Source organism: Clostridium sp. JNZ X4-2, from assembly GCF_054889485.1.
Window position 1 is genome coordinate 2,637,425 of sequence record NZ_CM142685.1, and the last position, 23,979, is coordinate 2,661,403.

Consider the following 23,979-nt stretch of genomic DNA (forward strand, 5'->3'; position numbering starts at 1 on the left):
CTTAATATCTGCCACCTCCTATTTTTAAAAAATGTTCAAAAATATACTTTCATGATCTTCTCTATACATCATGCCCTGGGATACAGCCAGAATAAGCCAGAAATATGCAGTGGTCTTAGGTACAAAAAATAAATTGTCAAACAGGTTCATCATATAAAAAGCAATCATGGAAGCAAAAAAACCTGTGTAAAAATATTTATAAAATTTATTTTTTGTATTATCAATAAAAGATTTAACTTTTACCAGAGAAGATATGATAATACCGGCAAAAGATATTCCCCCTATAATTCCAAGCTCGCTTTCCACCTTCAAATAGGAATTATGGCTGGGCCATCTACTGTATCCATAAAATTTATATTGGGGATATATCTGAACATATCTGTCATAAAGGCTCACATAATTTCCATTTCCCACACCAAATACAGGATGATCCTTTATCATCTTCTGCGCAATTCTCCATAAATATATTCTGGACTGATTTTGGACAGGATCATCTATAGCCATAATCCTCTCTCTTAATTCCGGCACCAGCATGGATATGGCTCCTGCAGCCAAAAGTGGTATGATAAATTTGGCACTGTACAAAACCACAAGGACAATAAGTCCGACTGCAGCTCCAATAATGGCATTTCTGGAACCTGTAAAAGCCAGATCCAAAAACATAATACATGTCAATAGTAAATAGAAACACTTTTTTATCTTTTTACTTTCATATATAAGCAGCATAATCATGGGGAAAATACCGATTATCAAAAAAGCTGCCAGATTATTCGGATTATCCATATTAGCTGCTATTTTAAATTTTGTATACCCATAATTTTTAAATTCACTACTTAACCCAAAACCTGTGAAATGCTGATATAATCCATATACACCTACTATAAGGATAGAACATATATAAGAATACAGTATTCCATTTAAAAGTTCCTCTTTATTCCATTCATATTTTACCATGAAAAACAATATGATATATGATATGAACCTCAGGCTTTCACTGACTGCAAGTGTTTTTTCTGAAGCATAACTCACTGAAACCAGCATCATAACAGCAAATATACTCATAAATACAGTCAAATAATTTTTAAAAAAATCTTTTATCCCCTTTATAAATCTACAACGTGTCTTTTCTGAAATAATAATTTTCAATATATAAACCAACATGATAAATGCCAGTATACAATCTGAAAATCCAATGCTTCCTATCTTAGCTGTGTCAGACAAACTGGGAAGCGCTATTATATAAACACACAGTAACAAATATAAAATTCTATCTAAAAACAAATCCTCACCTCCACGCTAATTATATGGTACTATATATCAAGTACTTTCAATATTTTGCCTGAGGCATTTCCATCTCCAAATATATTTTGCTGTTTACTTAAAGGTGTAAAATTCAATATGCCATCCAGTATTTTTTCTGTGTCAGTTCCCACTACCTTGTTCCAGCCATTTTTTACAGTTTCAACCCACTCCGTTTCCCCTCTCATGGTTATACAAGGTTTTTTCATAAAGAAAGCTTCTTTTTGAACTCCACCGCTGTCCGTAACTATTTTTTGGGAATTCATTTCAAGATTTATCATTTCCAGATATCCCACAGGCTCTATAACTTTTACATTTTCATTAAACTCCAGTCCATAATCCATCATATATTTTTTGGTTCTGGGATGAAGGGGGAGTACAATGGTTTTACCGCATTTGTTCAATGCATTTACTATATTCCTTAACTTGCCTATATGATTTGTATTTTCAGCCCTGTGTATGGTGGTAAGTATATACTCTTTACCTTTAAGATGAAGTTTTTCCATAATTTCATTCTTACTTTCTGCCAACTTTTTGAAGTTCAATATGGCATCAAACATAACATCTCCCACATTATAAATGCCTTTTTTTATACCTTCTTCTTTTAAATTATTCTCTGCAGATTCTGTAGGAACAAATAAAAGGTTTGAAATATGATCTGTAAGAACTCTGTTTTGTTCCTCAGGCATTTCCATATTGAAACTTCTAAGTCCTGCTTCTACATGTGCAACGGGGATTAAGAGTTTACTGGCACACAGAGCTCCTGCCAGAGTTGAATTGGTATCACCATATACAAGTACAAAATCAGGCTTTTCCACTTCATATATCTCCTCAAGCTTTATAAGCATGGTTCCTGTCTGCCTTCCATGGCTGCCGGAACCCACTCCTAAATTATAATCTGGTTTAGGTATATTCAATTCTTCAAAAAATACTTTAGACATGTTTTCATCATAATGCTGTCCTGTATGCACCAATATTTCCTTATGATGTTCTCTTATTACATTTGAAACAGCAGCAGCTTTAATAAATTGAGGTCTTGCCCCCACAACTGTTAATATCTTCATGGATATCCTCCTGTAAAATTTACTATTGATTTTTGAGAAGCTGATCTTCAGGAACTTTTCTCAACTCTTTAGCTGGATTTCCTGCAACTATAGTAGCTTTTTCCACATCCTTTGTAACTACACTTCCTGCTGCTGCAAAGCCATCTTCATTTATGATCTTTCCCGGCAATATAGTGGCCTGAGCACCTATTCTGCCGCCCTTTTTAACAGTAACACCCTTAAAATGATTATATCTTTCCTTGGATCTGGCTGCAAAATTATCATTTGAAGTCACAACCCCTGGTGCAATAAACACATTGTCTTCAACTTCAGAATAAGCCGTAATATAAACATTTGTTTCTATTTTGCAGCTTGAACCAACCTTTGAGAAGTTTTCTATTGCAGCTCCCCGTCCTATTATGGTTTTGCTTCCTATAGTAACATTTTCCCTCACTGTTGCCAAATCAGCAACAAGTACATTTTCTCCTATAATGCACCCGCAATAAATTATAACTCCTGCACCTATCAGGCATCCACTTTTTATTACGGCAGGCTCAAACTTTTTATCATCTTTAAATATACTGTTTACTGATCTCATAGGTTCTTTGCCTATTACGGTATTGTCATCTATTCTCACATTATCTCCTATTTTACAACCCCTATGAATAACTACATTGTGACCTATCATACAATTGTCGCCTAATACAACCTCATCTTCTATAACTGCAAATTTTCCAATAGTTACGTTATTGCCTACCTTTGCAGTATCAGATATATACTTGTTACACATATCAACTCTCCTCGTCTACTTACACATATTTAAGAATTGAGAATGAAGCTTTTCCATTCTCAATCCCTACTGCTAATTATTTATTTTCTCGATCCCAGTCATATCCATGGTGGAAAAATCCTCTATAGGAAATTTAACAGGCATGCCTGTAAGTCTTGATTTATATGCCGCCAATATTATAGACATTCCTTTTTTGCCTTCTCTTCCATCTATGAGAGGTTTTGTATTGCTATTTACAGCATCTATCATATTCTTAAAAAGAGGTATATGTCCAAAACCATATACAGTATCCGGATCCCCTTCCTGGGATTTTAATATTTCATCATCTATATCCCTGTGATCTTCAAATTTCCAGGTTTCTATTTTATTAACTGCAAGTCCTCCTATGCACACAGTACCCTTCTCTCCAAATATATTTAAAGTTTCCTCTAGATTTTTAGGATAAACGCAGGCACTTCCTTCAACTATACCTATGGAGCCATTTTTGAACCTTATTATAACTGCTCCAAAATCCTCAGCTTCTATATCTCTTATAAAAGTATCACATTGTGCATAAACACTGTCAATTTTTCCACCCATCATCCACTGAAGCAAATCTATATCATGTATACATTGATTCATCAGGGTACCGCCATCAAGCTTCCAGGTTCCACGCCAAGGAGCCTGCTCATAGTACCCCATATTTCTGCTCCATAGAATTCTGGCTGTACCATTTATCAGTTTTCCAAACCTGTTTTCTTCAATAGCAGCTCTAAGCTGTCTCACTGGTTTGTTAAATCTGTTTTGATGACATATGCACAGTTTTACATTATTTTTTTCAGAAGATTCTATCATGGCATCAGCATCTTTTATTGAAAGTGCCATAGGTTTTTCACATATCACATTCTTCTTTTTATTCATGCAGTAAATGGCTATTTCAGGATGATATCCACTTTCAGTGGCTATAGTGACTATATCTATATCCTGTTCCTGGAGCATTTTTTTATAATCAGTGTAAATTGCTATATCTTGAGTTTTTCCCGTTTTTTCTATATACTCGCTTCTTCTTTTTTCGGCTTTCTCACTAATCACATCACATACTGCCGTTAAGACTGCTTCCTCTTTATTAGCTGCCAGAGCTTCAATATGCTTATAGGAAATTCTGCCGCATCCTATAATGGCAAACTTTAACTTTTTCATAAAAACACCTCTTATAAATAATTAATCTGAATTACAATTTATGAATTTTATCTCTATTGTTTTTTACTTCTTTAGTGGCATTTCTTGTATCATAAATTATCTTAGCCCTATCAACTATGGTTTCATAATCATAACAGCTGTGATCTGTAGTTATAATTACTATATCAGAATCATCAATTTCATTTTTCCAATTTACCGTATGGTACACTTTTCCGCCATGCTTGAATTCAGGAATAAAAGGATCATCCACAACTATTTTTGCTCCATTTTTCTCCAAATGTTCTATCACCTTGAGGACTGGTGATTCCCTTAAATCATCTATATCCTTCTTATAAGCTACTCCAAGAAGAAGTACCTTTGCTCCATTCATTGCCTTTTTATGCCCATTTAAAAGCTTCATGGCATTATCAACCACAAATTCAGGCATGAAATCATTTATTTCTCCGGAGGTTTCTATTAATTTTGTATGATAATCATATTCTTTTGCCTTCCATGAAAGATAAAAAGGATCAAGGGGTATGCAATGTCCTCCCAGACCTGGTCCCGGATAAAATGCCATAAAACCATAAGGCTTGGTTTTTGCAGCATCTATTACTTCCCATATATCTATGCCCATTCTTTTGCAAAGTACGGCCATTTCATTGGCAAGACCTATATTTATATTTCTAAATGTATTTTCAAGTATTTTCTCCATTTCTGCTGCTGCAGGACAAGATACTGTGTATATTTCGCTTTCAAGTATATTTCTGTAAAGAGCTGCTGCAACATCCGTGCATTCAGGAGTACACCCTCCTACTACCTTTGGAGTATTTTTTGTCTTATAGTATTTGTTCCCCGGATCTACTCTTTCTGGTGAAAATGCCAGAAAAAAATCCTCTCCGCATTTTAATCCGCTTTTTTCAAGTATTGGCTTTAACACTTCCTCCGTAGTACCAGGGTAAGTTGTACTTTCAAGTACTACAAGCATTCCTCTATGAAGGTATTTTGCAACACTTTTAGTGGAATCCACCACATAGGATATATCCGGCTGCTTATATAAATCCAGAGGAGTTGGAACGCATATTGAAACAGCATCTACATCTTTAACAAAGCTAAAGTCCATAGTAGCTTTTAGCTTGCCCTCTTTTACCAGCTTTTCTAAATCTGAATCCACTATATCTCCTATATAATTGATTCCTTTATTTACCGATTCAACCTTTTTATCCTGAACATCAAATCCTATAACCTTATACCCTGCTTTGGCCTTTTCTACAGCAAGGGGAAGTCCCACGTAACCCAATCCTACTACTCCCAGTCTAGCTTTCCTATTTTCAAGTTTTTCTATTAATTCGTCTTTCAACTGCGACATATTTTTACCTCCTAGATTAACTTACTCAACGTTTTTCATTATAATACATCATTTTTCCTTTGTCACCCCGACATTTTTACTGTTTTTCTTTTACAATAAAATCCAGTATATCCTTTTCTATTTTTTGCCCGCATTCTTTTGGAGTTATTTTACCTGAAGTCAAATCCATCATTATTTTATTTGTATTTTGGAGAGCCTGTATTTCAGTCACATTAGGCAATATTTCCCCATATTCCGATTGTCTGACAAAAGTTTTTGCTTTTTCATCATTTTTAACTTCTTTTATATTATAATCCACCTTAAAAGGAGGAATTCTTCCCGTTATCTTAAAAAGAGGCTCACTTGAGTTATCTATAAGATATTTTATCAAGCTCCAATCTTCACTTTTATATTTTGATTGAGGACTTACATAAGCCACCTGGGCTGTGACAAAAGACATCATCTGTTTCCCATTGTATTTTGGAAAAGGAACTACGGAATAATTAAGTCCTGATTCATCAAGTTCCTGTAAATCCCAGGAACCACTTATATAAAAACTTGTCTTTCCATTTTTAAAATTATTTCTTGCCGTTATGCTGTCTATGTTTTCCGGCATCAGCTTATATTTCTGAACCATATCTTGAATCATGGAATATCCTTTAATTGCAGATTCATTATTAAGCCCTATGTCCTTTACATTATATCTACCATCTTCCTTTTTGAAAATATAGGCTCCATTGGCATCCAATATGGGAAAACTCAAATAAAAATTATTTATATCATATTGAAATCCCTGTTTTTGGCCCATGGAAATCAATTCCTGCCAAGTTTCAGGCAAATTTTTCACTTTATTTTTGTTATAATACAATCCATAGGTTTCTATAGATAATGGTATGCCGTACATTTTATTTTCAAAAGAAACAGTTTCCAGTGCTGAGGGTATATATTTATTTTTGTCTATTAAATTATCCGGCACTTTAGCCAAAAGATTTTCATTATGTAGTTTTTCCATCCTGTCATGGGATACTCCAAATTCTATATCCGGTTCCATGTTTCTGTAAGATGCCTGGATGTATGCCCTATTGTCGCCTTTATCTGAATGAATTATCACCTTATACCCCGAAGTTTTTGACCACTTATCTGCAAGAACTCTCAGTTGAGTTATTTCAGGATCCGTAAAATGGGACCAAATTATTATTTCCTTATTGTGTCTTCCTGCAATATCCGTACATCCTGTTGAAAAAATCATAAATACTAAAAGTGCAGTTATGAGTTTACAAAATTTCTTCATTAGAACTTTATTCTCCTTTTCACCACATTAATCTATAAATTATCTATCTTTTCAGTTTACTCTTAATTAGATTTATTATATTTGTAATTTCATCTACCTTTAATAATAACAGCATTACACTATAAACTCCTACTCCAACAATTATGGAAATCAGTATTATTATTATCTGTCCCTTAAATCCTATGAGAAACCTACCCAAATAGCTGTTTATTAAAAATATGCAGAATCCCATAGTTGATGCTGCAGCCATTATCTTGCTTCCCACCACGAACATGTTAAATCCGTTTACGCTGCCCACCTTTTTTCTAAGATCTTTCACCAAAAGAACACAGCTTACAAAAGCAGAAATAGTAGTGGCCAGGGTCAAACCGCCTATACCCATTTTTTTTACAAGCACAATGCTCATCACTATATTTACTCCTACACCTATAGCTCCATTTATCATAGGTGTGGTTGTATCCTGCAGTGCATAAAAGGATCTGTTAAATACATCTCTTATACCCCAAAACACCAATCCTGACACTAAGAAAAAAAGAGCTTCTGCTGTCATATCAACTGCTGATTTATTAAATGCACCATGCATAAAAAGTGCGCTTATTATAGGGACTCTAAGTATCAAAAGACCTATAACAGCTGGAATCACTATAATATTTATGTTGTTTACAGCTGAACTTATATGAGCTTTAAAATTATCAAAGTTTTTCACGCTTCCATCTCTGGATAGTGAAGGAAAAATAACTGTCACTATGGCAGAAGCAAAAGTAAAATACACAAGCATATTCAGCTTATTTGCATAATCAAGTGCCACTATACTTCCAATTGCAAGGCTTCCTGCCATTCTTTTTTGAACAACTTCATTAACTTGGTTCACACCTGTTCCAATAATAACCGGAGCAATTAATGACAACATCTTTTTTATTCTGGAGTCCTTGAAATCTATTTTAAAACTGTATTTGTATTTGTTTTTTATAAGCCATGGTATTTGTATTACTATCTGCAGCCCGTTTCCAATCATGGTAGCTGCTGTAAGTCCTATTATCCCATAATGGGTTCCTGTCAATATGTACAATATTATAGGTATGTTCATTATTATTCCAACTAGTGCTGGTGCTGTAAAATCATCCAAAGTCTGAAGAATTGCCGTATATCCGCTGTTTAAGCTTAAAAAAAGTATATTTATCATGCTTATTTTTGTCAAAAATACAGTTAAATTATATCGTTCTCCTGTAAAATTCGCAATAACATTTACTATATCTTTAGTAAATATCCATCCCAGTACACATAAAAATAAGGATATGATCATTAAAATATTCATTATATAGTTGGCAAATTTAAACATTTCTTCTCTGCCATTTTTGCTATAGCACTCACTGAGTATTGGAATAAAAGTTGTAGTAATGGCAAGGCCAAACAAATTAAACATCAAATTAGGTATTGTAAGGGACATGGTATATGAATCCGAACTTACAGAAGCCCCAAATACACTGACAATAAGAGCATCTCTTACAAATCCCATAACCCTACTTATCATTGAAATAACCATCACTACACCAGCAGCTTTTACAAGTTTATTGCTTTTCATGTTTTCCTCCAAAATAATTAACTGCGTTTACTTTAAGTATTTTATCACTAATTAATTTTATATACAATGAAATAAAATCAATGAACTTTTACTTGAAAATAACAATTCATTTATGTCCTAAAAATATTTTTCCAAGCATGGGCCTTTTATTAAATATCCATTTAGACATGAATATCGGCATAAACCCTATAAAAAGCATTATTACAATTACCATATTGTAGTTTAGTTTGAAAATCTGATAGAATACAACCCTGGCCCCTGTTTGAAAGAACCAGGACAATAAATATATATCATAGCTGTATTTTCCTATTTTTCTAAATAACTCCCCAGTTGAAGAATTGACTATAAGCTGTGATACAAGTAAAAATATACTGCTGCCTGCAAGAGCCGTAAGCAAATTATAATAAGGATATACTTCTTTTTTTACAACAAATATATTGATAACTACAAGAAATACTGAAAACAATAAAACTATAACATATTTACCCTTAATATTTTTCCACCTGTCATATGTAATTTTTAAATAAATTCCAACGAAAAAATAAAACAGATAATGTATTATCCCATATACATAAAATAATCCTATTTGTTTTGTAAACAGCAAATTTAAAGCCAATGTTATGGCCAATGTAAAAGTTACCGGCAGTTTATTAAAAACAGGAGCTACTGCAAATATAAAAAACAGTGTATAGATAAACCAAAAATACTGTATTGGAATATCCAGCGGATAAAATAATATGTTTGTTATGAGGCCATTCAACTTCACAGGTCTTGCAGCAAAATTGTTCATATACAATTTTATGGGAACTGCTACCAATGATACTGCAAAATACGGAACCATCAGTCTCTTCAATTTTTTATGTATATAATGCCTATAATTTTTTAAGCTTTCTATTTCATATATTTTGTAGGCGAAAAAACCCGATATAATGAAAAAAAACGGCATGTGAAATGAATATATAAGTTTATATACATATGCATAAAAAGCACTGTTATTAAACTGTGAATCGGGGAAAGAATGTCCGAGAACTACTAAAAATATACCTATCCCCCTGGCTATATCCATATCCTTGTAATATTTTTTTATCATCTTATACCTCCGCAAATAGAAATATTTATAGTTTTTTAGGCAGCAAGTAGGCTAAAACAAGTCCCATTCCAAGCCCATTTGTAAGCAGTGTAGTTAGTATAGGCCCGTTAAACAATGACATTATTCCTCCAAATAGAATTGTGCCAACTAAAAATATATTTTTAGTTTCTACAGACTTAATAACTATCATTATAAAATAGAGCAGTATGGAAAATAATATTACCCCGGCAATACCAAAGTTCATATAGGCATCCCCATACCAGGTCACATTTAATCTCATATCAGGTCTTCCATAATATACCGTGGCCATATAGAAATTTGGATCCATATTGTATATGTTTTTGAAAAAATGACCCAGTATGCTTTGTGATAAAAGCATTTTAGGATACATCCAAAAGAAGTCATAGTATTCCAGTGCTATAAGTGAAGGCCATAGAAATATCCTTATTATTACAAGAAGATATATGGACAACTTTTTTAAGTAAAGAGCAACAAGTCCAAATGCTACGGCAAGTGCCATTATTTTTTCTACAAAGCTTCTCTTTATACCATATTTCAATATCATTCCAAAAAATGGTGCTAAAATCAATACTGCAAACTGGCTCTTATAGGCAGCATAACCATATAAAATAATCTGTAATATAAATGGTATAAATACAAGTTTATACTTTTTCTTATATATTAAAAATGCAAGTATAAAAGGATTTATTATATTCCCAAGCCATTGGACAAAATAATCTACAAATCTCCCGGCTTCATTTCTGTAATTAAGTCTTACTGCATATACATCTTTAAAAGATTCAAATATATTAGTGGGAAATCCCAACTTATATATTAAATAGGAATAACCTATTGCCATAAATGCTATTACAAATATCCAAAAAGTCCTAGGGCTGATTGTAAGCTGTGGTATTTTAAAATCCATTTTATTTACTATGATAACTCCAATTATAGCAATTGCAGTTATAGTATATATAAGTATTGCAGAATTCTTGCTTTCTCCCAGACCACTCATTGTATAAACCACTAAAAGCGGAGTAATGCTTAAAACTAAAAATAAAAGCCAATATAAACTGGTAAGTCTCTTAATTCTATTTGGAAGTAAAAATATAATGGTATAGGCCACAGCTATTGCCAGCGGAAGCATAATAAGTGCTCTTTTTAAAATTCCAGAATTTATTATAAAATTAAATGATTTATAATACTTGATGGAACCTATATATCCTATAGTCAATCCTGCTATTATAAATATGTATAATGCAGCAGACAAGATTTTTCTGCTTTTACTTTGCCTGTCATAAATTTCATCTATCATCCAGCAACCTCCTGTTCATTAATTATCTCTATTTGTAATTTTTTGTGAAAAATGATTTGAAAAATCCACATATGGTACCTATTCCGTAGACTATATGTAATAAAAAGAAAAGCATGAACATACAGGGTATATATTTTATTCCACTTTTTATTCCTATTTTCATACTTTCTGCTATATCAATTATAAAATAACTTCCCAAAGCTAAAATTTCTATAATTCTACTTGCAAAAAATAATCTATAAGTTATTCCAAACACAGTTATAGTGAGAAGAAATATGAGAGGAACAAGATGCCTGATTCTAACTATTTCCCTGTTGCCAATCAGTGATGCGCCTATTGCCTTACCATTTCCAAAATTTTGAGAAATTATTTTTTTTATACTGCTCCTGGGTTTGTAATAGGATATTATATTTTTGCTTTGGTATATCCTATAACCTGCCTTTAATATTCTATTGTTTAAATCATTGTCTTCACTTCTGGGCAGGTTTTCATTATATAAACCAATCTCATCAAATATCCACCTCCAAAAAGCGCCATTCCACACAGTATCTACAAATCCTTCATAATCTTTCTGCCGAAACTTGGCAACACCTATTCCAAATTTACTTTCATGCAAAAACACTATGCAATTCTCTACATAGGATTTGGAAGTCAGTAGATATGTAGGTCCTCCCACATTTACAACCTTTTGGGGCTTCAACCTGTTTAAAGTACTTACACACTGGCTTACATAATTTCTGTCATAAAGTGCATGGGCATCCACTCTTACAACTATATCACCCTTTGCCACTTTTATCCCTTTATTAAGTGCTGCAGATTGAATTCTTTTTTCATTATCCAAAATTGTCATTTTTTTATTTTCAAATTTTTTTATTATACTTCTAGTAGAATCTGTAGACATACCATCAACTATCAATATTTCAATAATATTTTCATAAGTCTGACACATTATAGATTCAAGACATTTCTCAATGTGCTTTTCTTCATTATATACAGGAATTATTATTGATACCGTGTCCTTATTACACATATGAATCTCCTTTTAACCTTATATAAATTACTTTCCATATATTTTTTTTAATTTAGCCTCGTTGGCCTCCCAAAAATAATTTCTTTTTAATTTTGCCATATTGCCCATTATTCTTTTCTTTTCCTCTGGATTTTTTACAAGCTTTTCCATAATATCTTCCAGTTGTTTTTCTAAATTATACCCATCTATTCCATATCCAAAATCATTTTTATTCACTTCAAAACCAAATTCAGTTGCCACATTTGCAATAATTGGGGTTTCAGTTATTATGCTTTCAAAAAACTTATTGGGCATGGATACAGATGCCGTACTTCCAGGATAAAAAGCATAGGTTATATCAATATTCCTGTATAGTCTTTCAAGTTCATCTATATGGTATACTCCTTGTATATGTACATTTGAAAACTTTTTTGAATATTCAGCAAGCTGTTCAGAGTATATACCTCTACCGCAAATTATAATTTGTATGTATTTGCTGTATTTTTGTGAAGCATCTATAAGTGCTTTCATTTCCTCATAATATCTTACTGATCCTATAAAACCAATTCTAAGTTTATCACTGGGTATTTTCCCTATATTATCAAATAAGTCCTTATATGGGGCATTGTTCACTATATAGATGTTTTTGCTTATTTTGCTGTAAAGCTGTTTCATCTTTGGAGTGACAACTATATGAATATCCACCTTTTTTAACATATGCTTCTCCATTAAAATAATCGAATTATAGATAAATTTATTTATAAAACCCGGTCTATTATAAAAGTACATATAAAAAAGATCATGTTCGTCATATATAAGCTTTAATTTAAGCTTTTTATTTATACCTGTTCCTATAAAAAGTCCGTCAAAATCATGGCAGTGAAGTGCCTGAAAATTCTTATTCCTTAAATAATCATAGACCTGCCTTTTAAATTTTAAAAATTTAAAAATCTGTTTATATCCGGAACCATATTGCGCTTCTGCAAAAAATCTTACTATTTTTATGCCATCTAAATTTTCTTCAGGTTTATCTATATATGTCCCATCTCTATCCCAACATAAAATAGTAATTTTATGTCCAATCTTTGTAAGGGACTTCGCCTCTTTATAAACTCTGGGATCAGGATCAAATCCATTTGTAAGCAGCATAGCAATGTTCAAAATTTTCACCTCATAATTTCATCATATATATCAATGGTCTTCTGTGCATTTCTAAGCCATGTAAACTCACTGAGCACAGTATTTTCCCCATTTAATCCGACTTTTCTTGCCTCGCTTTTATGACTTAATATATAATCAATAATATTTGCTAAATCATCTACATCATGCGGTTCAGCCAGGAATCCATTTTCCCTGTCCTTTATAACATCTTCTATACCCTGGCCCCTTACTCCAATGACAGGTATACCGCTGTTCATTGCCTCTATATACACTATGCCGAACCCTTCCTGCCAGCTTGGAAGTGAAAAAACGTCACATTTTGAAGACATATATTTTATTACTTCAGAATGTGGCAGTTTTCCTAAAAAAATCACATTTTTATCTAAATCCAATGCTTCTACTAATTTTTTTAAGTTTTTACTTTCCTCTCCGCCGCCAATTATGTAATATTTTATACCAGGATATTTTTTTACAAGTTTTGATAAGGCCTTTATGTTGAGATCTATGCCCTTTGTCTTAATGAGAGCTGAGACGCTGAGCATTACATATTCTCCCCTTAGTTCTATCTGTTCATCTATTATATATTCCTCTGGATTAATTCCATTATTTATAACTGCAGTTTTATTTAGAAGATATTTTTCAGTTATTACATTTTTCAATTTATTGCTGACGGTTATTATTTTATCTGCAGCTTTTAAAACCTTAAATACATTTTTTCTGCATATGTTGTTCTTTTTTATAGTATACTGAAAATCCTGACCATGGATGGTTACAACAAAAGGCACCTTGTATTTTCTGTCAAGAAGCATACTTGAAAACCCGACGGGTATTGCCGTATGTGCATGTATAACATTAAATTTAAAATTTTTATACAGTTTATCTACGGTTTTTTTTATGCCAAGATACATAAAAAATCCTGAATACTGCAAAAAAATTCCCCTGGGAAATTCAATATACCTGGGATAAAAAACTTCTACTCCGTCAAGCACCGTTGTAGATGGAATGTCAATATAAGATTTATATTTTTTTATTACACCTAAAAAAGCTGGAACATAAGGCACCGGGCATATTACCTTTACCTTACATCCTTCACTTATAAGCTTCTGCACCTGTTTATGAACAAAAATACCTAAAACACTGTTAAAAGGTGAAGGGTACATATGGGAAATAACTAGCACATTCTTCATGGTCTTATTCATCCTTTTGATATTTTTTTCTTTTATAAGTTGGTACTTTTTTTTCTATAACTCCAATTATCCGTTCCCTGTCACTATTTACTACTTTTTTAAACTCATCTATGGATTGTTCTACAAAATTCATATCTATTTTATTTGGCTTCTCAACAAATATCTTATCATGTTCTGTGGAAGTCAAGGCCACTTCATTCATAAGCAGTTCTTCATACAATTTTTCTCCCGGTCTAAGTCCCGTATATTTTATTTTTATATCCACATCTGGTTCATATCCAGATAGTGTTATAAGATCTTTAGCTAAATCCACTATTTTTACAGGCTTACCCATGTCTAATACAAAAATTTCTCCACCATGAGCTATAGCACCTGCCTGAATAACAAGCTGTGCAGCTTCAGGTATTGTCATAAAAAATCTATTTATTTCAGGGTGGGTTACAGTTACAGGTCCTCCATGAGCTATCTGCTTTTTAAATAATGGAATTACAGAACCATTGCTTCCCAGGACATTTCCAAATCTTACAGCTACGTATTCAGTTTTACTGACTTCATCAAAAGCCTGAACCATAATTTCGCAGAATCTTTTAGAAGCCCCCATTACATTGGTTGGATTAACCGCCTTATCAGTACTTATCTGGACAAACTTCTCTACCTTAAATTTGTCACAGCATTTAAGTACATTGTAAGTCCCAATTATATTATTTTTGACTGCCTCTGCAGGATTACTTTCCATAAGTGGTACATGTTTATGTGCAGCTGCATGAAAAACCACCTGTGGTTTATATTTATCAAATATACTTGAAAGCCTCTCCACATCCCTTATAGAAGCTATAATTATTTTTTTATTTAATTGGGGATATTTATAGTTCAATTCCATTTGAACATCGTACACATTATTTTCATATATATCCAGTATTAAAAGCTGTTTTGGCCCAAATCTGGCTATCTGCCTACAGAGCTCGGAGCCAATGGATCCTCCCCCTCCTGTTACAAGTATAATCTTGTCTTTTATGTATTTTCTTATATTTTCATTATTTAACTTTACTTCTTCCCTGCCAAGTAAATCTTCAATATTTACATCCCTAATCTTTGAGATGTTCACATTTCCATCTATCATTTCATATATTCCCGGTAAAGTTTTAAGTTTGCACTTTGTACTCTTGCATATATTTATAATTTTCCTTTTAGTTTTAATATCTGCAGAGGGCATTGCTATTATTATTTCCTCTATATTTGCTTCCATGCATATCTTTTGAATCTGATCTCTCCCACCTAAGACCTTTATTCCATTTATCATTTTTCTCTTTTTTGATTTGTCATCATCTATAAGCCCTATTATATTGTAATTAAGATTTTTATGTTTTTTTATTTCTTTTATAAGCATGGCTGAAGCATCTCCTGCTCCAACTATAAGCAGTCTTTTGCTTTTTCTTTTCTTATATTCTCCTGTATTCCTGTCTTCCGATACTCTATATATAAACCTTATTCCCCCCAATGCAAGTACGGACAATATCCAGAAGATTATATGCACTGTATATGGAAATCTATAATACCTGTTTTCAAGAAATTTATAATTTATAAGATAACTGTAAATTATAAATATAAGATTGGCCAGTGACACAGAATATACAATGGAAACAAGTTCCTCCACGGAGGCATACTTCCATATACTGTTGTATAAATTGAATATTTTGTTTAATAACAGAGTTATAACTACCACAGGAATAATGGAAAGTTTTAAAAATATCATATATTCCGGCGGTATATTAAAATCAAACTTAAGTAACAAAGCAAAATAAAGTGAGATTATCAGGAAAAATATATCGTATATTATAAGTTTTTTGTCTTTCTGCATTTCAACACTTCCTAAGATCATTGTAAGAGTTCCCTATAAAAACTCTCTTTATCTATTTTACATCATAAACGAAATTATTCAACACATTTTTTAATTCCACAGCTTTTGCATAATTATGTTATATTATGTAGGTATTTGCTTTTTAGTTAATTCATCATGTACATTTTTAAACAGTTCCTGATCCTTTAAATTTAAAAGATATTTCATAAAGGGTATTTTTAATTCCTCTCTCTTTAGTGCATACTCTACTGTAGCCTGAAGGAATCCAAGCTTGTCACCTACATCATATCTTCTTCCTTCAAAATTATATGCGTACATGGCTTCATTTTTTGCAAGTGTCCTTAAAGCATCTGTAAGTTGAATTTCCCCTCCTTTTCCTGGAACAGTATTATCCAATATTTCAAATATATAAGGAGTTATTATATATCTCCCCAGTATGCCTATATTGGAAGGAGCTTCTTCTACCTTAGGTTTTTCTATGAGATCCTTAACCTTATATACTCTGTTTTCTATATACATGCCTTTCACTATACCATATTTATAAACTTCACTTTTGGCTACTTCCTGCACTCCTATAATGGAAGTTTTATACTCATTATAACAATCTATAAGCTGTTTCAGGCAGGGAACCTGGCTATCCACCACATCATCCCCCAGCATTACTGCAAAAGGCTGATTCCCCACAAAAGTTCTGGCACAGCTTATTGCATGCCCCAGCCCTTTAGGTTCTTTTTGTCTTATATAGTAGATATCTGCCATATTTGATATATCCCTTACCATTTTCAAAAGTTCATCTTTTCCCTTGCATTCCAGTTCTTTTTCCAATTCTACCGATTTATCAAAGTGATCCTCTATTGCTCTTTTATTTCTTCCTGTTATTATAAGTATCTCTTCTATCCCCGATGCTACCGCTTCCTCTATAATGTACTGTATAGTAGGCTTATCCACTATAGGTAGCATTTCCTTTGGCTGAGCCTTTGTAGCAGGCAAAAATCGTGTTCCCAGTCCTGCCGCCGGTATTATGGCTTTTTTTACATTCACTGTAAAATCTCCTTTCCCACCAAGTGATTTTTCTAGAGCTTAGGTATATTCCTGACTATATTATCCAATTTAACTACTACTTCATCTTTGGGATTCAACTTTTTTGCAATTTCCAGATGGATTCTTGCATCCTTTAAATTTCCGGAATTTAAGTAGCACATTATAAGATTTGTACATATTTCTACAGATTTAGTAGCTTCAAAAGCTTTTCTCAGATAAGCTACAGCAGTTTCATACTCTCCAATAGAAGCATAATTTATTCCCATTTCATTTACAATTTCTACTATGCTGCTATCTATATTAAGAGCTTCATTTAGATAATAAATTGCCTTTTCATAGTTTTCCAGCATTCTATAGGCAACAGCAATATAATAATATAACAGAGCATTGTCACCTAATGTATCCATAAGCGGTATTAGAAGTTTTAAGGCTCTTGTTGGATCTTCAGGTTCATTCTCCAAAAGCTCTTTTCCCCTGTCATAATTCACAATGGATATTAACCACTGCTTCAGATCCGTTACTTCTAAAGTCTCTTCTCCGCTTTTTTTTATATAGTTGTTTATACAAAATAATGCTCCTTCATAATCTCCTTTTTCCTTTTTTATAATAGCTTCATAAAAATAGGGAAGTGCATAATTTTCCTTGAGCTCAGCTTTTTCCAGGATTTCCAGTTCCTCTTCTTCATACATATTATCTTTCTTTCTGATTTCATCTACCATAATTATGAGTTTGTCATATACCTCCCTGGTATCTTCTAAAATAGATAACCCCTTTAAAATTACATAAGCATCCTCATAGTTTTTATCATTAATATTTTTTGCAATTATGCCTTTTATAAATTTATTATTGTTTTGGTCACTTTTCAATATATTCTTGTAATATTCGCCAAACTTAAATTTTGCATCTGCCCCCAACACATAAAACATTCCTTCAATGAAATAACCTACCGGTATTTCATCCATATTTCTTTTTGACTTGATATTATTTACTATATATTTAGAGTTCACGGGCAAATATACATTTCCTGAAACCTTCACTCCAAATATTTTTTCAATATTTTTTTTGTCCACTTCTAAAAATAGAAGTTCAGACAACTTCTCTGCAAAATATGATTTTATATCCATAAACTTTATCACCTACATCATTATCAGCAATTTGCATTTTCAATTATATTCATAACGTTTTTTTCAAAAGCTTCCATTTTATCTTGAGAGTCTTTCAAACTGCCGCCTATTACAGAAAGATATATTTTTATTTTAGGTTCTGTTCCTGAGGGCCTTACTACAAACCAGGACTTATCCTCCATAATAAATTTAAGTACATTTGATTTAGGCAGTTTTATGATATTCTCACTTATATTCACCAGATCTTTTTCAACACCTAATTTATAATCCAATTTTTTAATTATTTTCACATTTCCCAGCGTTCTTTTCATAGAATGTCTCAAACAATGCAGTATTGTCTCAATTTCCTCATGTCCCTTTTTACCCTTAAGTTCTATAGAAATTAATTTTTCTCTATAAAAACCATATTTTTTATAAAGATCTATTAGTGCTTCATAAAGACTTTTCCCCTGCATCTTGTAATATAAAGTCATTTCACATACTAAAGTAGAAGCAATTACTGCATCCTTATCCCTCACAAAATCCCCAGACAGATATCCATAACTTTCCTCAAAACCAAATATAAACTTTTTATCCCCTTTTTCTTCAAATTCCTTTATTTTTTCTCCTATATATTTAAATCCAGTAAGTACATCTGTCACATCTATTTTATAGTCCGCAGCTACCTGAGCTGCCATTTCCGTAGTAACTATTGTCTTAACTATTTCACCATTCTCAGGCAGCCTGTTAAACTCTTTCAAAGACATTAGAATATAATGGGTCAAAAGCACTCCAACCTGATTTCCAGTAAGTACTTTGTATTCACCCTGGACGTCCTTTACCACTACACCCAGTCTATCACAGTCCGGATCCGTTCCAAATATTATATCTGGTTCTATATCTTTTGCCATGTTTAAGGCAAGGTGAAACACTTTTGGATCCTCTGGATTCGGATATGCTGCCGTTGGAAAATTTCCATCTGGTTTTTCCTGTTCCTTAACCACAAACACATTCTCATATCCAAGCTCTTTTAAAGTTCTTCTCACTGGAACATTTCCCGTTCCATGAAGAGGAGTATATATTACTTTTAGCTCCTTTGCATGGCAATGTACAAATTCTTTCCTTATCACCAGATCTTTTACCTTTTCTATATAAGACGTATCTATTTTTTCTTCTATTATGTGAAGAAGTTTTTTATTCTCCCCTTCTTCCATGCTCATATATTTTATCTCCGAAAAATCTTGAATGCTTTCTATGTTGGAAAGTATTTCATTTGCAGAAGTGTCTGTTATCTGACCGCCGTCTTCCCCATATACTTTATATCCATTATATTGTTTGGGATTATGTGATGCTGTTATGACAATGCCTGCCTTACATTCCAATTTTCTTACTGCATATGAAAGCATTGGGGTAGGATGAAGTGTTTTGAAAAGATTGACTGTAATTCCATTGGCACATAAATTACATGCAGCTGTCTGTGCAAATTCCTTAGACATTATCCTGCAGTCATAAGCTATTGCCACAGAAATACCCTTTTTATATTTTTTTACAAGATATTCTGATAATCCCTCTGTAGCCTTTCCAACAGTGTGTACGTTCATTCTATTTGTTCCTAAACCTATTAAACCTCTAAGGCCTCCTGTACCAAATTCCAGATCTTTATAAAATCTATCTTCTATTTCTTTTTCATCAGTTATATCTTTTAACTCTGATTTTTCACCCTCATCTATATAAGGTGAGTTCAGCCAATATTCATATTTTTCTCTATACATACTATTTCCCCCTATATGCAATATTTAACAAGTACTATTATACTATAAAACATAATTAAAAACACTTATGCCATCATATTTTTACTGCAGTTTCATTTTATATATTTATATGAAATATTATTTTAAATTTGTCCATAATTTATTCTACAAAATTTACACCCATAATGTTGAATTTATAAATCAATTAACATATAATTATATTAGTTTTTATTAATAATGCAGCCCAGCCCTTTAATTTCAAGAATTAAAGGGATATTTTTATGAAGGAAGGTGCTTTATCAAGTTGTATAGATTAGATCAAAACGAAACACCATTATTTGATGCACTAATGGAATATGTGAACAGGGAAACCATACCTTTTCATGTCCCTGGGCATAAAAAGGGTGTGGGAGTAGATGAGGAATTCAAAAAATTCATGGGTGAAAATCCTTTTAAAATTGATGTTACCGTATTTAAACTGGTGGATAGCCTTCATCATCCAAACGGCCCTATAAAAAGAGCCCAACAATTAGCTGCTGATGCTTATGGTTCGGATTCTGCCTTTTTTTCAATTCACGGCACATCTGGAGCTATACAAGCAATGATTATGTCCGTAGTAGCTTCTGGAGATAAACTGATAATTCCCAGAAATGTTCACAAATCTGTTACTGCCGGAATTATATTAAGCGGCTCCATACCTGTGTATATGCAGCCTGCTTTAGACAAAACCGTTGGAATTGCACATGGTGTCACTCCTGAAACCGTAGAAAAAACTCTACAGGAGAATCCTGATGCAAAAGCAGTTTTAATTATAAATCCCACTTATTACGGAGTGGCTGCGGATATAAAGAAAATAGCAGATATTGTACATAGTTATGATATTCCATTAATTGTAGACGAGGCTCACGGACCACATCTTGGTTTTAATGACAACCTGCCAATATCATCTATACAAGCTGGTGCAGATATATGTGCCCAGAGCACACATAAAATAATCGGCGCTTTGACTCAATGTTCCTTACTTCACGTTAACTCCAAATACATTGATGTACATAGAGTGCAGCAAGTGATGTCTCTGCTTCAAACCACCTCACCTTCATATATTTTAATGGCTTCACTGGATTGTGCCAGAAGACAAATAGCTCTTCATGGAAAAGAACTTTTGGACAAAGCCATTGAACTTGCAAATTATGCCCGATATGAAATAAATAATATTCCAGGTTTCTATTGCTTTGGTGAGGAAATAGTTGGAAACGAAGGCGTTTTTTCACTGGATCCAACTAAAATAACTATAACCTGCAGGGATTTGGGAATCACCGGCTATGATTTGGATATGATTTTATCAAACAAATACCACATTCAGATGGAACTGTCAGATATATATAACGTTCTAGCTGTGGGCTCTTTTGGTGATACCAAGGAAAATATGAATTCTTTAATAAACGCTTTAAGGGAAATAAGCAGTGAATATTACGGCATGGGAAACAAAAAATCAGATTTTCTGGATATACCTGATATACCAAGACAGTTAAAAATACCTCGAATAGCTTTTAATTCTCCAAAAATTCCAATAGCTTTAAAAAGCAGTGTGGGCATGATAAGCGGTGAATTTTTAATGGCATATCCTCCAGGAATACCTATACTTTGTCCCGGGGAAGAAATAACAAGAGAAATTGTAAACTACGTACAGGAATTAAAAGATACTGGCCTATACGTCCAGGGTACAGAAGATCCCGAAGTTGAATACATTAAAGTTGTAAAATAAACAATTTAGGTATATAAAGTACTTTAATCAGTCCATTATATACCTATTTATTATATTATCAGTTTTTACTCAACGCTTTTTACACAATTATGAGACAATGGAACCAAGGGCTATAGAATAAAGTTTTGATTTGGCACTGTCCGATCTGGATACCAATACTACTGGACATTTGGCACCAACTATAATTCCCGCACTCTCTGCACCAGCAAAATATGTCATGGATTTTCCAAGTAAATTACCTGATTCTATATTGGGAACCAGTAGTATATCCGTATCTCCTGCTACTTCACTTGTTATTTGTTTATGTCCTGCAGAAATTTTAGATACAGCAATATCAAGTGATAAAGGACCGTCAACTATACATCCATTTATCTGACCCCTTCTATTCATCTGTGTCAGCACCGCTGCATCTAAAGTTGCCTGCATGGTTGGGTTTACAACTTCCACTGCACATAGAGCGGCTATTTTAGGCAGATTTATCCCCATTTTATGCGTTACAAAAACTGCATTTTTTATTATACCTGCTTTTTCTTCTAAATTAGGATAAGGCAGCATTCCTCCATCTGTCAAAAATAATAATTTATGGTATGACGGAACATCATAAATCATCACATGGGATAAAAGTTCCTTTCCCCTAAGCCCTGCTTCCTTATTTAAAACAGCCCTGAGCAGATCTGCTGTTTTTATCATGCCCTTCATTATAAATTGTGCTTTCCCTTCAGACACAAATTTTACAGCTGCCGCTGCGGCCTTGGATGGATCCTTTTCATCTACTATTTTTATATTATCTTTATACAATCTTTCCTTTTTCAATATATCAACTATACTTTCTCTATCCCCTACTACAATTGCATCCACAATTCCAAGTTTCACCGCTTCTGTAACAGCCTTCAAGACTTCAACATCCTGAGCCACAGCTACAGACAGTACCTTTTTACCCTTTTTCCTGGCTGCATCCATAAGTTCCACTAATCTTTTTACCATTTATATACCCCCCATACTTTAAAAGATGGCAAAAACTAAGTTCCTTTTACCATAATAAAATTTACTTATTGCCATCTTCGCCATATATTATATATAATTAATGTATAATTTTTTATTGCCTGTTATATAATATTCTACTATCTATATGTTTAATGGATTTACATCCTGTTAAAACCATAGCTGATTTTAAATCATTTTTTAAATTTTCCACATATAATTTTACACCTTCCTGCTGCCCTCCAAAGGATGCAGTTACAAAAGGCCTCCCTATAAGTACAGCATCTGCACCAAGAGCCAGCATTTTAAGTATATCCACTCCGCTTCTGATTCCGCCATCTGCTAATATGGTAACCTTGCCCTTTACTGCTTCGGCTATACCGGGAAGCACCTCTGCCACTCCTGGTGTCTGATCTAAAACTCTGCCTCCATGATTGGAAACCACTATGGCCTTTACTCCTGCTTCAGCAGCAAGCTCTGCTTCATCCGGAGTCATTATACCTTTTAATATAAATGGAAGTTCAGTACTTTCTACAACTTCCTTTATTTCACTTATAGTCTTGGGTCCCACAGGTTTTCCATGAAGTGACAAGGTTATCAGTCCTGCTGCATCTATGTCCATACCTACAGCAAAAACCCCTGCCTCTTCTGCAAGTTTTATTTTATTTATAACATTCTTATTCTCCCAGGGCTTTATTACAGCTATGCCATTACCTTTATACTGTTTCAACTTCTCCAGATTGGTAATTAAAAAAGAATCCACCGCAGTATCTCCCACTATGGGGTATATTCCTCCCTCTAAACATCCTCCTATAACCCAGGATATATATTCTTCTTCAGTAAATTTTCCGCCCATATTAAGGGTAGTTCCAGATACTGGAGCTGCAAAAACAGGTATATCCATCTCTCTTCCAAATAGTTCTATGGAAGTGTCCGGATCCTTGGCATCATGTATAACCCTCATGTTTAATTTGTATTTATTAAGCGCATTAAAATTTTCTTTAAAAGAATCTCCTGTTCCCTTGCCTCCCATACCTGGAACTTCGCCGGCACAGGCATTTCCATTACAAGCAGGACACACCCTACAGCTTCCATTCAGATTTTCACGTGCATTTTTTAATACATCTTTATAATTCATAATAATAACACCGTTAAATAATAAACCATATCTACGTAGGATCTTCATTATTTAGCGGACTTTTCACCC

General features: G+C 33.2%; 19 protein-coding genes. 1 reads left to right on the forward strand and 18 read right to left on the reverse strand.

Annotation, left to right across the window (positions count from 1 at the left end):
* Positions 1-24 precede the first annotated feature (24 nt).
* The 16 genes from ACYUJ6_RS12710 to ACYUJ6_RS12785 form a co-directional block, all read right to left on the reverse strand.
* Positions 25-1,281, reverse strand: coding sequence for an O-antigen ligase family protein (locus ACYUJ6_RS12710; RefSeq protein WP_461843136.1), 1,257 nt, complete (start codon positions 1,279-1,281; stop codon positions 25-27).
* A 29-nt stretch (positions 1,282-1,310) separates the two neighbouring features.
* Entirely contained in the window at positions 1,311-2,363 is a 1,053-nt protein-coding gene (gene wecB / locus ACYUJ6_RS12715) for a non-hydrolyzing UDP-N-acetylglucosamine 2-epimerase (protein WP_461843137.1), read from the reverse strand.
* A gap of 22 nt (positions 2,364-2,385) precedes the next feature.
* On the reverse strand, positions 2,386-3,132 hold the full coding sequence (locus tag ACYUJ6_RS12720; RefSeq protein WP_461843138.1) for a DapH/DapD/GlmU-related protein: 747 nt from the start codon (positions 3,130-3,132) through the stop codon (positions 2,386-2,388).
* Positions 3,133-3,204: 72 nt separating this feature from the next.
* Positions 3,205-4,311: a Gfo/Idh/MocA family protein gene (locus ACYUJ6_RS12725; RefSeq protein ID WP_461843139.1), complete on the reverse strand. Its 1,107-nt coding sequence runs from the start codon at positions 4,309-4,311 to the stop codon at positions 3,205-3,207.
* A 31-nt stretch (positions 4,312-4,342) separates the two neighbouring features.
* The gene (locus ACYUJ6_RS12730) at positions 4,343-5,659 is read right to left on the reverse strand and encodes a nucleotide sugar dehydrogenase (protein WP_461843140.1); all 1,317 of its coding nucleotides are present in this window, start codon (positions 5,657-5,659) and stop codon (positions 4,343-4,345) included.
* 76 nt (positions 5,660-5,735) lie between these two features.
* The gene (locus ACYUJ6_RS12735) at positions 5,736-6,929 is read right to left on the reverse strand and encodes a sugar ABC transporter substrate-binding protein (RefSeq protein ID WP_461843141.1); all 1,194 of its coding nucleotides are present in this window, start codon (positions 6,927-6,929) and stop codon (positions 5,736-5,738) included.
* Positions 6,930-6,972: 43 nt separating this feature from the next.
* A complete protein-coding gene (gene murJ, locus ACYUJ6_RS12740; protein WP_461843142.1) occupies positions 6,973-8,511 on the reverse strand; it encodes a murein biosynthesis integral membrane protein MurJ in 1,539 nt (512 codons plus the stop codon).
* 106 nt (positions 8,512-8,617) lie between these two features.
* Positions 8,618-9,601 carry an acyltransferase family protein gene (locus ACYUJ6_RS12745; protein WP_461843143.1) on the reverse strand — a complete coding sequence of 328 codons (984 nt, stop codon included), beginning with the start codon at positions 9,599-9,601 and terminating at the stop codon, positions 8,618-8,620.
* 25 nt (positions 9,602-9,626) lie between these two features.
* Positions 9,627-10,916, reverse strand: coding sequence for an O-antigen polymerase (locus ACYUJ6_RS12750; RefSeq protein WP_461843144.1), 1,290 nt, complete (start codon positions 10,914-10,916; stop codon positions 9,627-9,629).
* Positions 10,917-10,944: 28 nt separating this feature from the next.
* On the reverse strand, positions 10,945-11,946 hold the full coding sequence (locus ACYUJ6_RS12755) for a glycosyltransferase family 2 protein (RefSeq protein ID WP_461843145.1): 1,002 nt from the start codon (positions 11,944-11,946) through the stop codon (positions 10,945-10,947).
* Between the two features lie 27 nt (positions 11,947-11,973).
* A complete protein-coding gene (locus ACYUJ6_RS12760) occupies positions 11,974-13,095 on the reverse strand; it encodes a glycosyltransferase (RefSeq protein WP_461843146.1) in 1,122 nt (373 codons plus the stop codon).
* Complete coding sequence (locus tag ACYUJ6_RS12765; RefSeq protein WP_461843147.1) at positions 13,092-14,273, reverse strand: glycosyltransferase; 1,182 nt, start codon at positions 14,271-14,273, stop codon at positions 13,092-13,094. Before ACYUJ6_RS12765 ends, ACYUJ6_RS12760 begins: the two co-directional genes overlap by 4 nt.
* A gap of 4 nt (positions 14,274-14,277) precedes the next feature.
* Positions 14,278-16,131 (reverse strand): polysaccharide biosynthesis protein, encoded by a 1,854-nt coding sequence (locus tag ACYUJ6_RS12770; RefSeq protein ID WP_461843148.1) that lies wholly within the window; start codon positions 16,129-16,131, stop codon positions 14,278-14,280.
* Between the two features lie 123 nt (positions 16,132-16,254).
* On the reverse strand, positions 16,255-17,172 hold the full coding sequence (galU, locus tag ACYUJ6_RS12775; protein WP_461843149.1) for a UTP--glucose-1-phosphate uridylyltransferase GalU: 918 nt from the start codon (positions 17,170-17,172) through the stop codon (positions 16,255-16,257).
* 32 nt (positions 17,173-17,204) lie between these two features.
* The gene (locus ACYUJ6_RS12780; protein ID WP_461843150.1) at positions 17,205-18,296 is read right to left on the reverse strand and encodes a tetratricopeptide repeat protein; all 1,092 of its coding nucleotides are present in this window, start codon (positions 18,294-18,296) and stop codon (positions 17,205-17,207) included.
* A gap of 23 nt (positions 18,297-18,319) precedes the next feature.
* Entirely contained in the window at positions 18,320-20,047 is a 1,728-nt protein-coding gene (locus ACYUJ6_RS12785; RefSeq protein ID WP_461843151.1) for a phospho-sugar mutase, read from the reverse strand.
* A 283-nt stretch (positions 20,048-20,330) separates the two neighbouring features.
* Here ACYUJ6_RS12785 and ACYUJ6_RS12790 point away from each other — a divergent pair, with 283 nt between their 5' ends.
* Positions 20,331-21,791, forward strand: coding sequence for an aminotransferase class I/II-fold pyridoxal phosphate-dependent enzyme (locus ACYUJ6_RS12790; RefSeq protein ID WP_461843152.1), 1,461 nt, complete (start codon positions 20,331-20,333; stop codon positions 21,789-21,791).
* An 87-nt stretch (positions 21,792-21,878) separates the two neighbouring features.
* On the opposite strand, the gene ACYUJ6_RS12795 is transcribed toward ACYUJ6_RS12790, so the two are convergent.
* Positions 21,879-22,775 (reverse strand): bifunctional enoyl-CoA hydratase/phosphate acetyltransferase, encoded by an 897-nt coding sequence (locus ACYUJ6_RS12795; protein WP_461843153.1) that lies wholly within the window; start codon positions 22,773-22,775, stop codon positions 21,879-21,881.
* A 112-nt stretch (positions 22,776-22,887) separates the two neighbouring features.
* Positions 22,888-23,910, reverse strand: coding sequence for an alpha-hydroxy-acid oxidizing protein (locus ACYUJ6_RS12800; RefSeq protein ID WP_461843154.1), 1,023 nt, complete (start codon positions 23,908-23,910; stop codon positions 22,888-22,890).
* Positions 23,911-23,979: the final 69 nt, after the last annotated feature.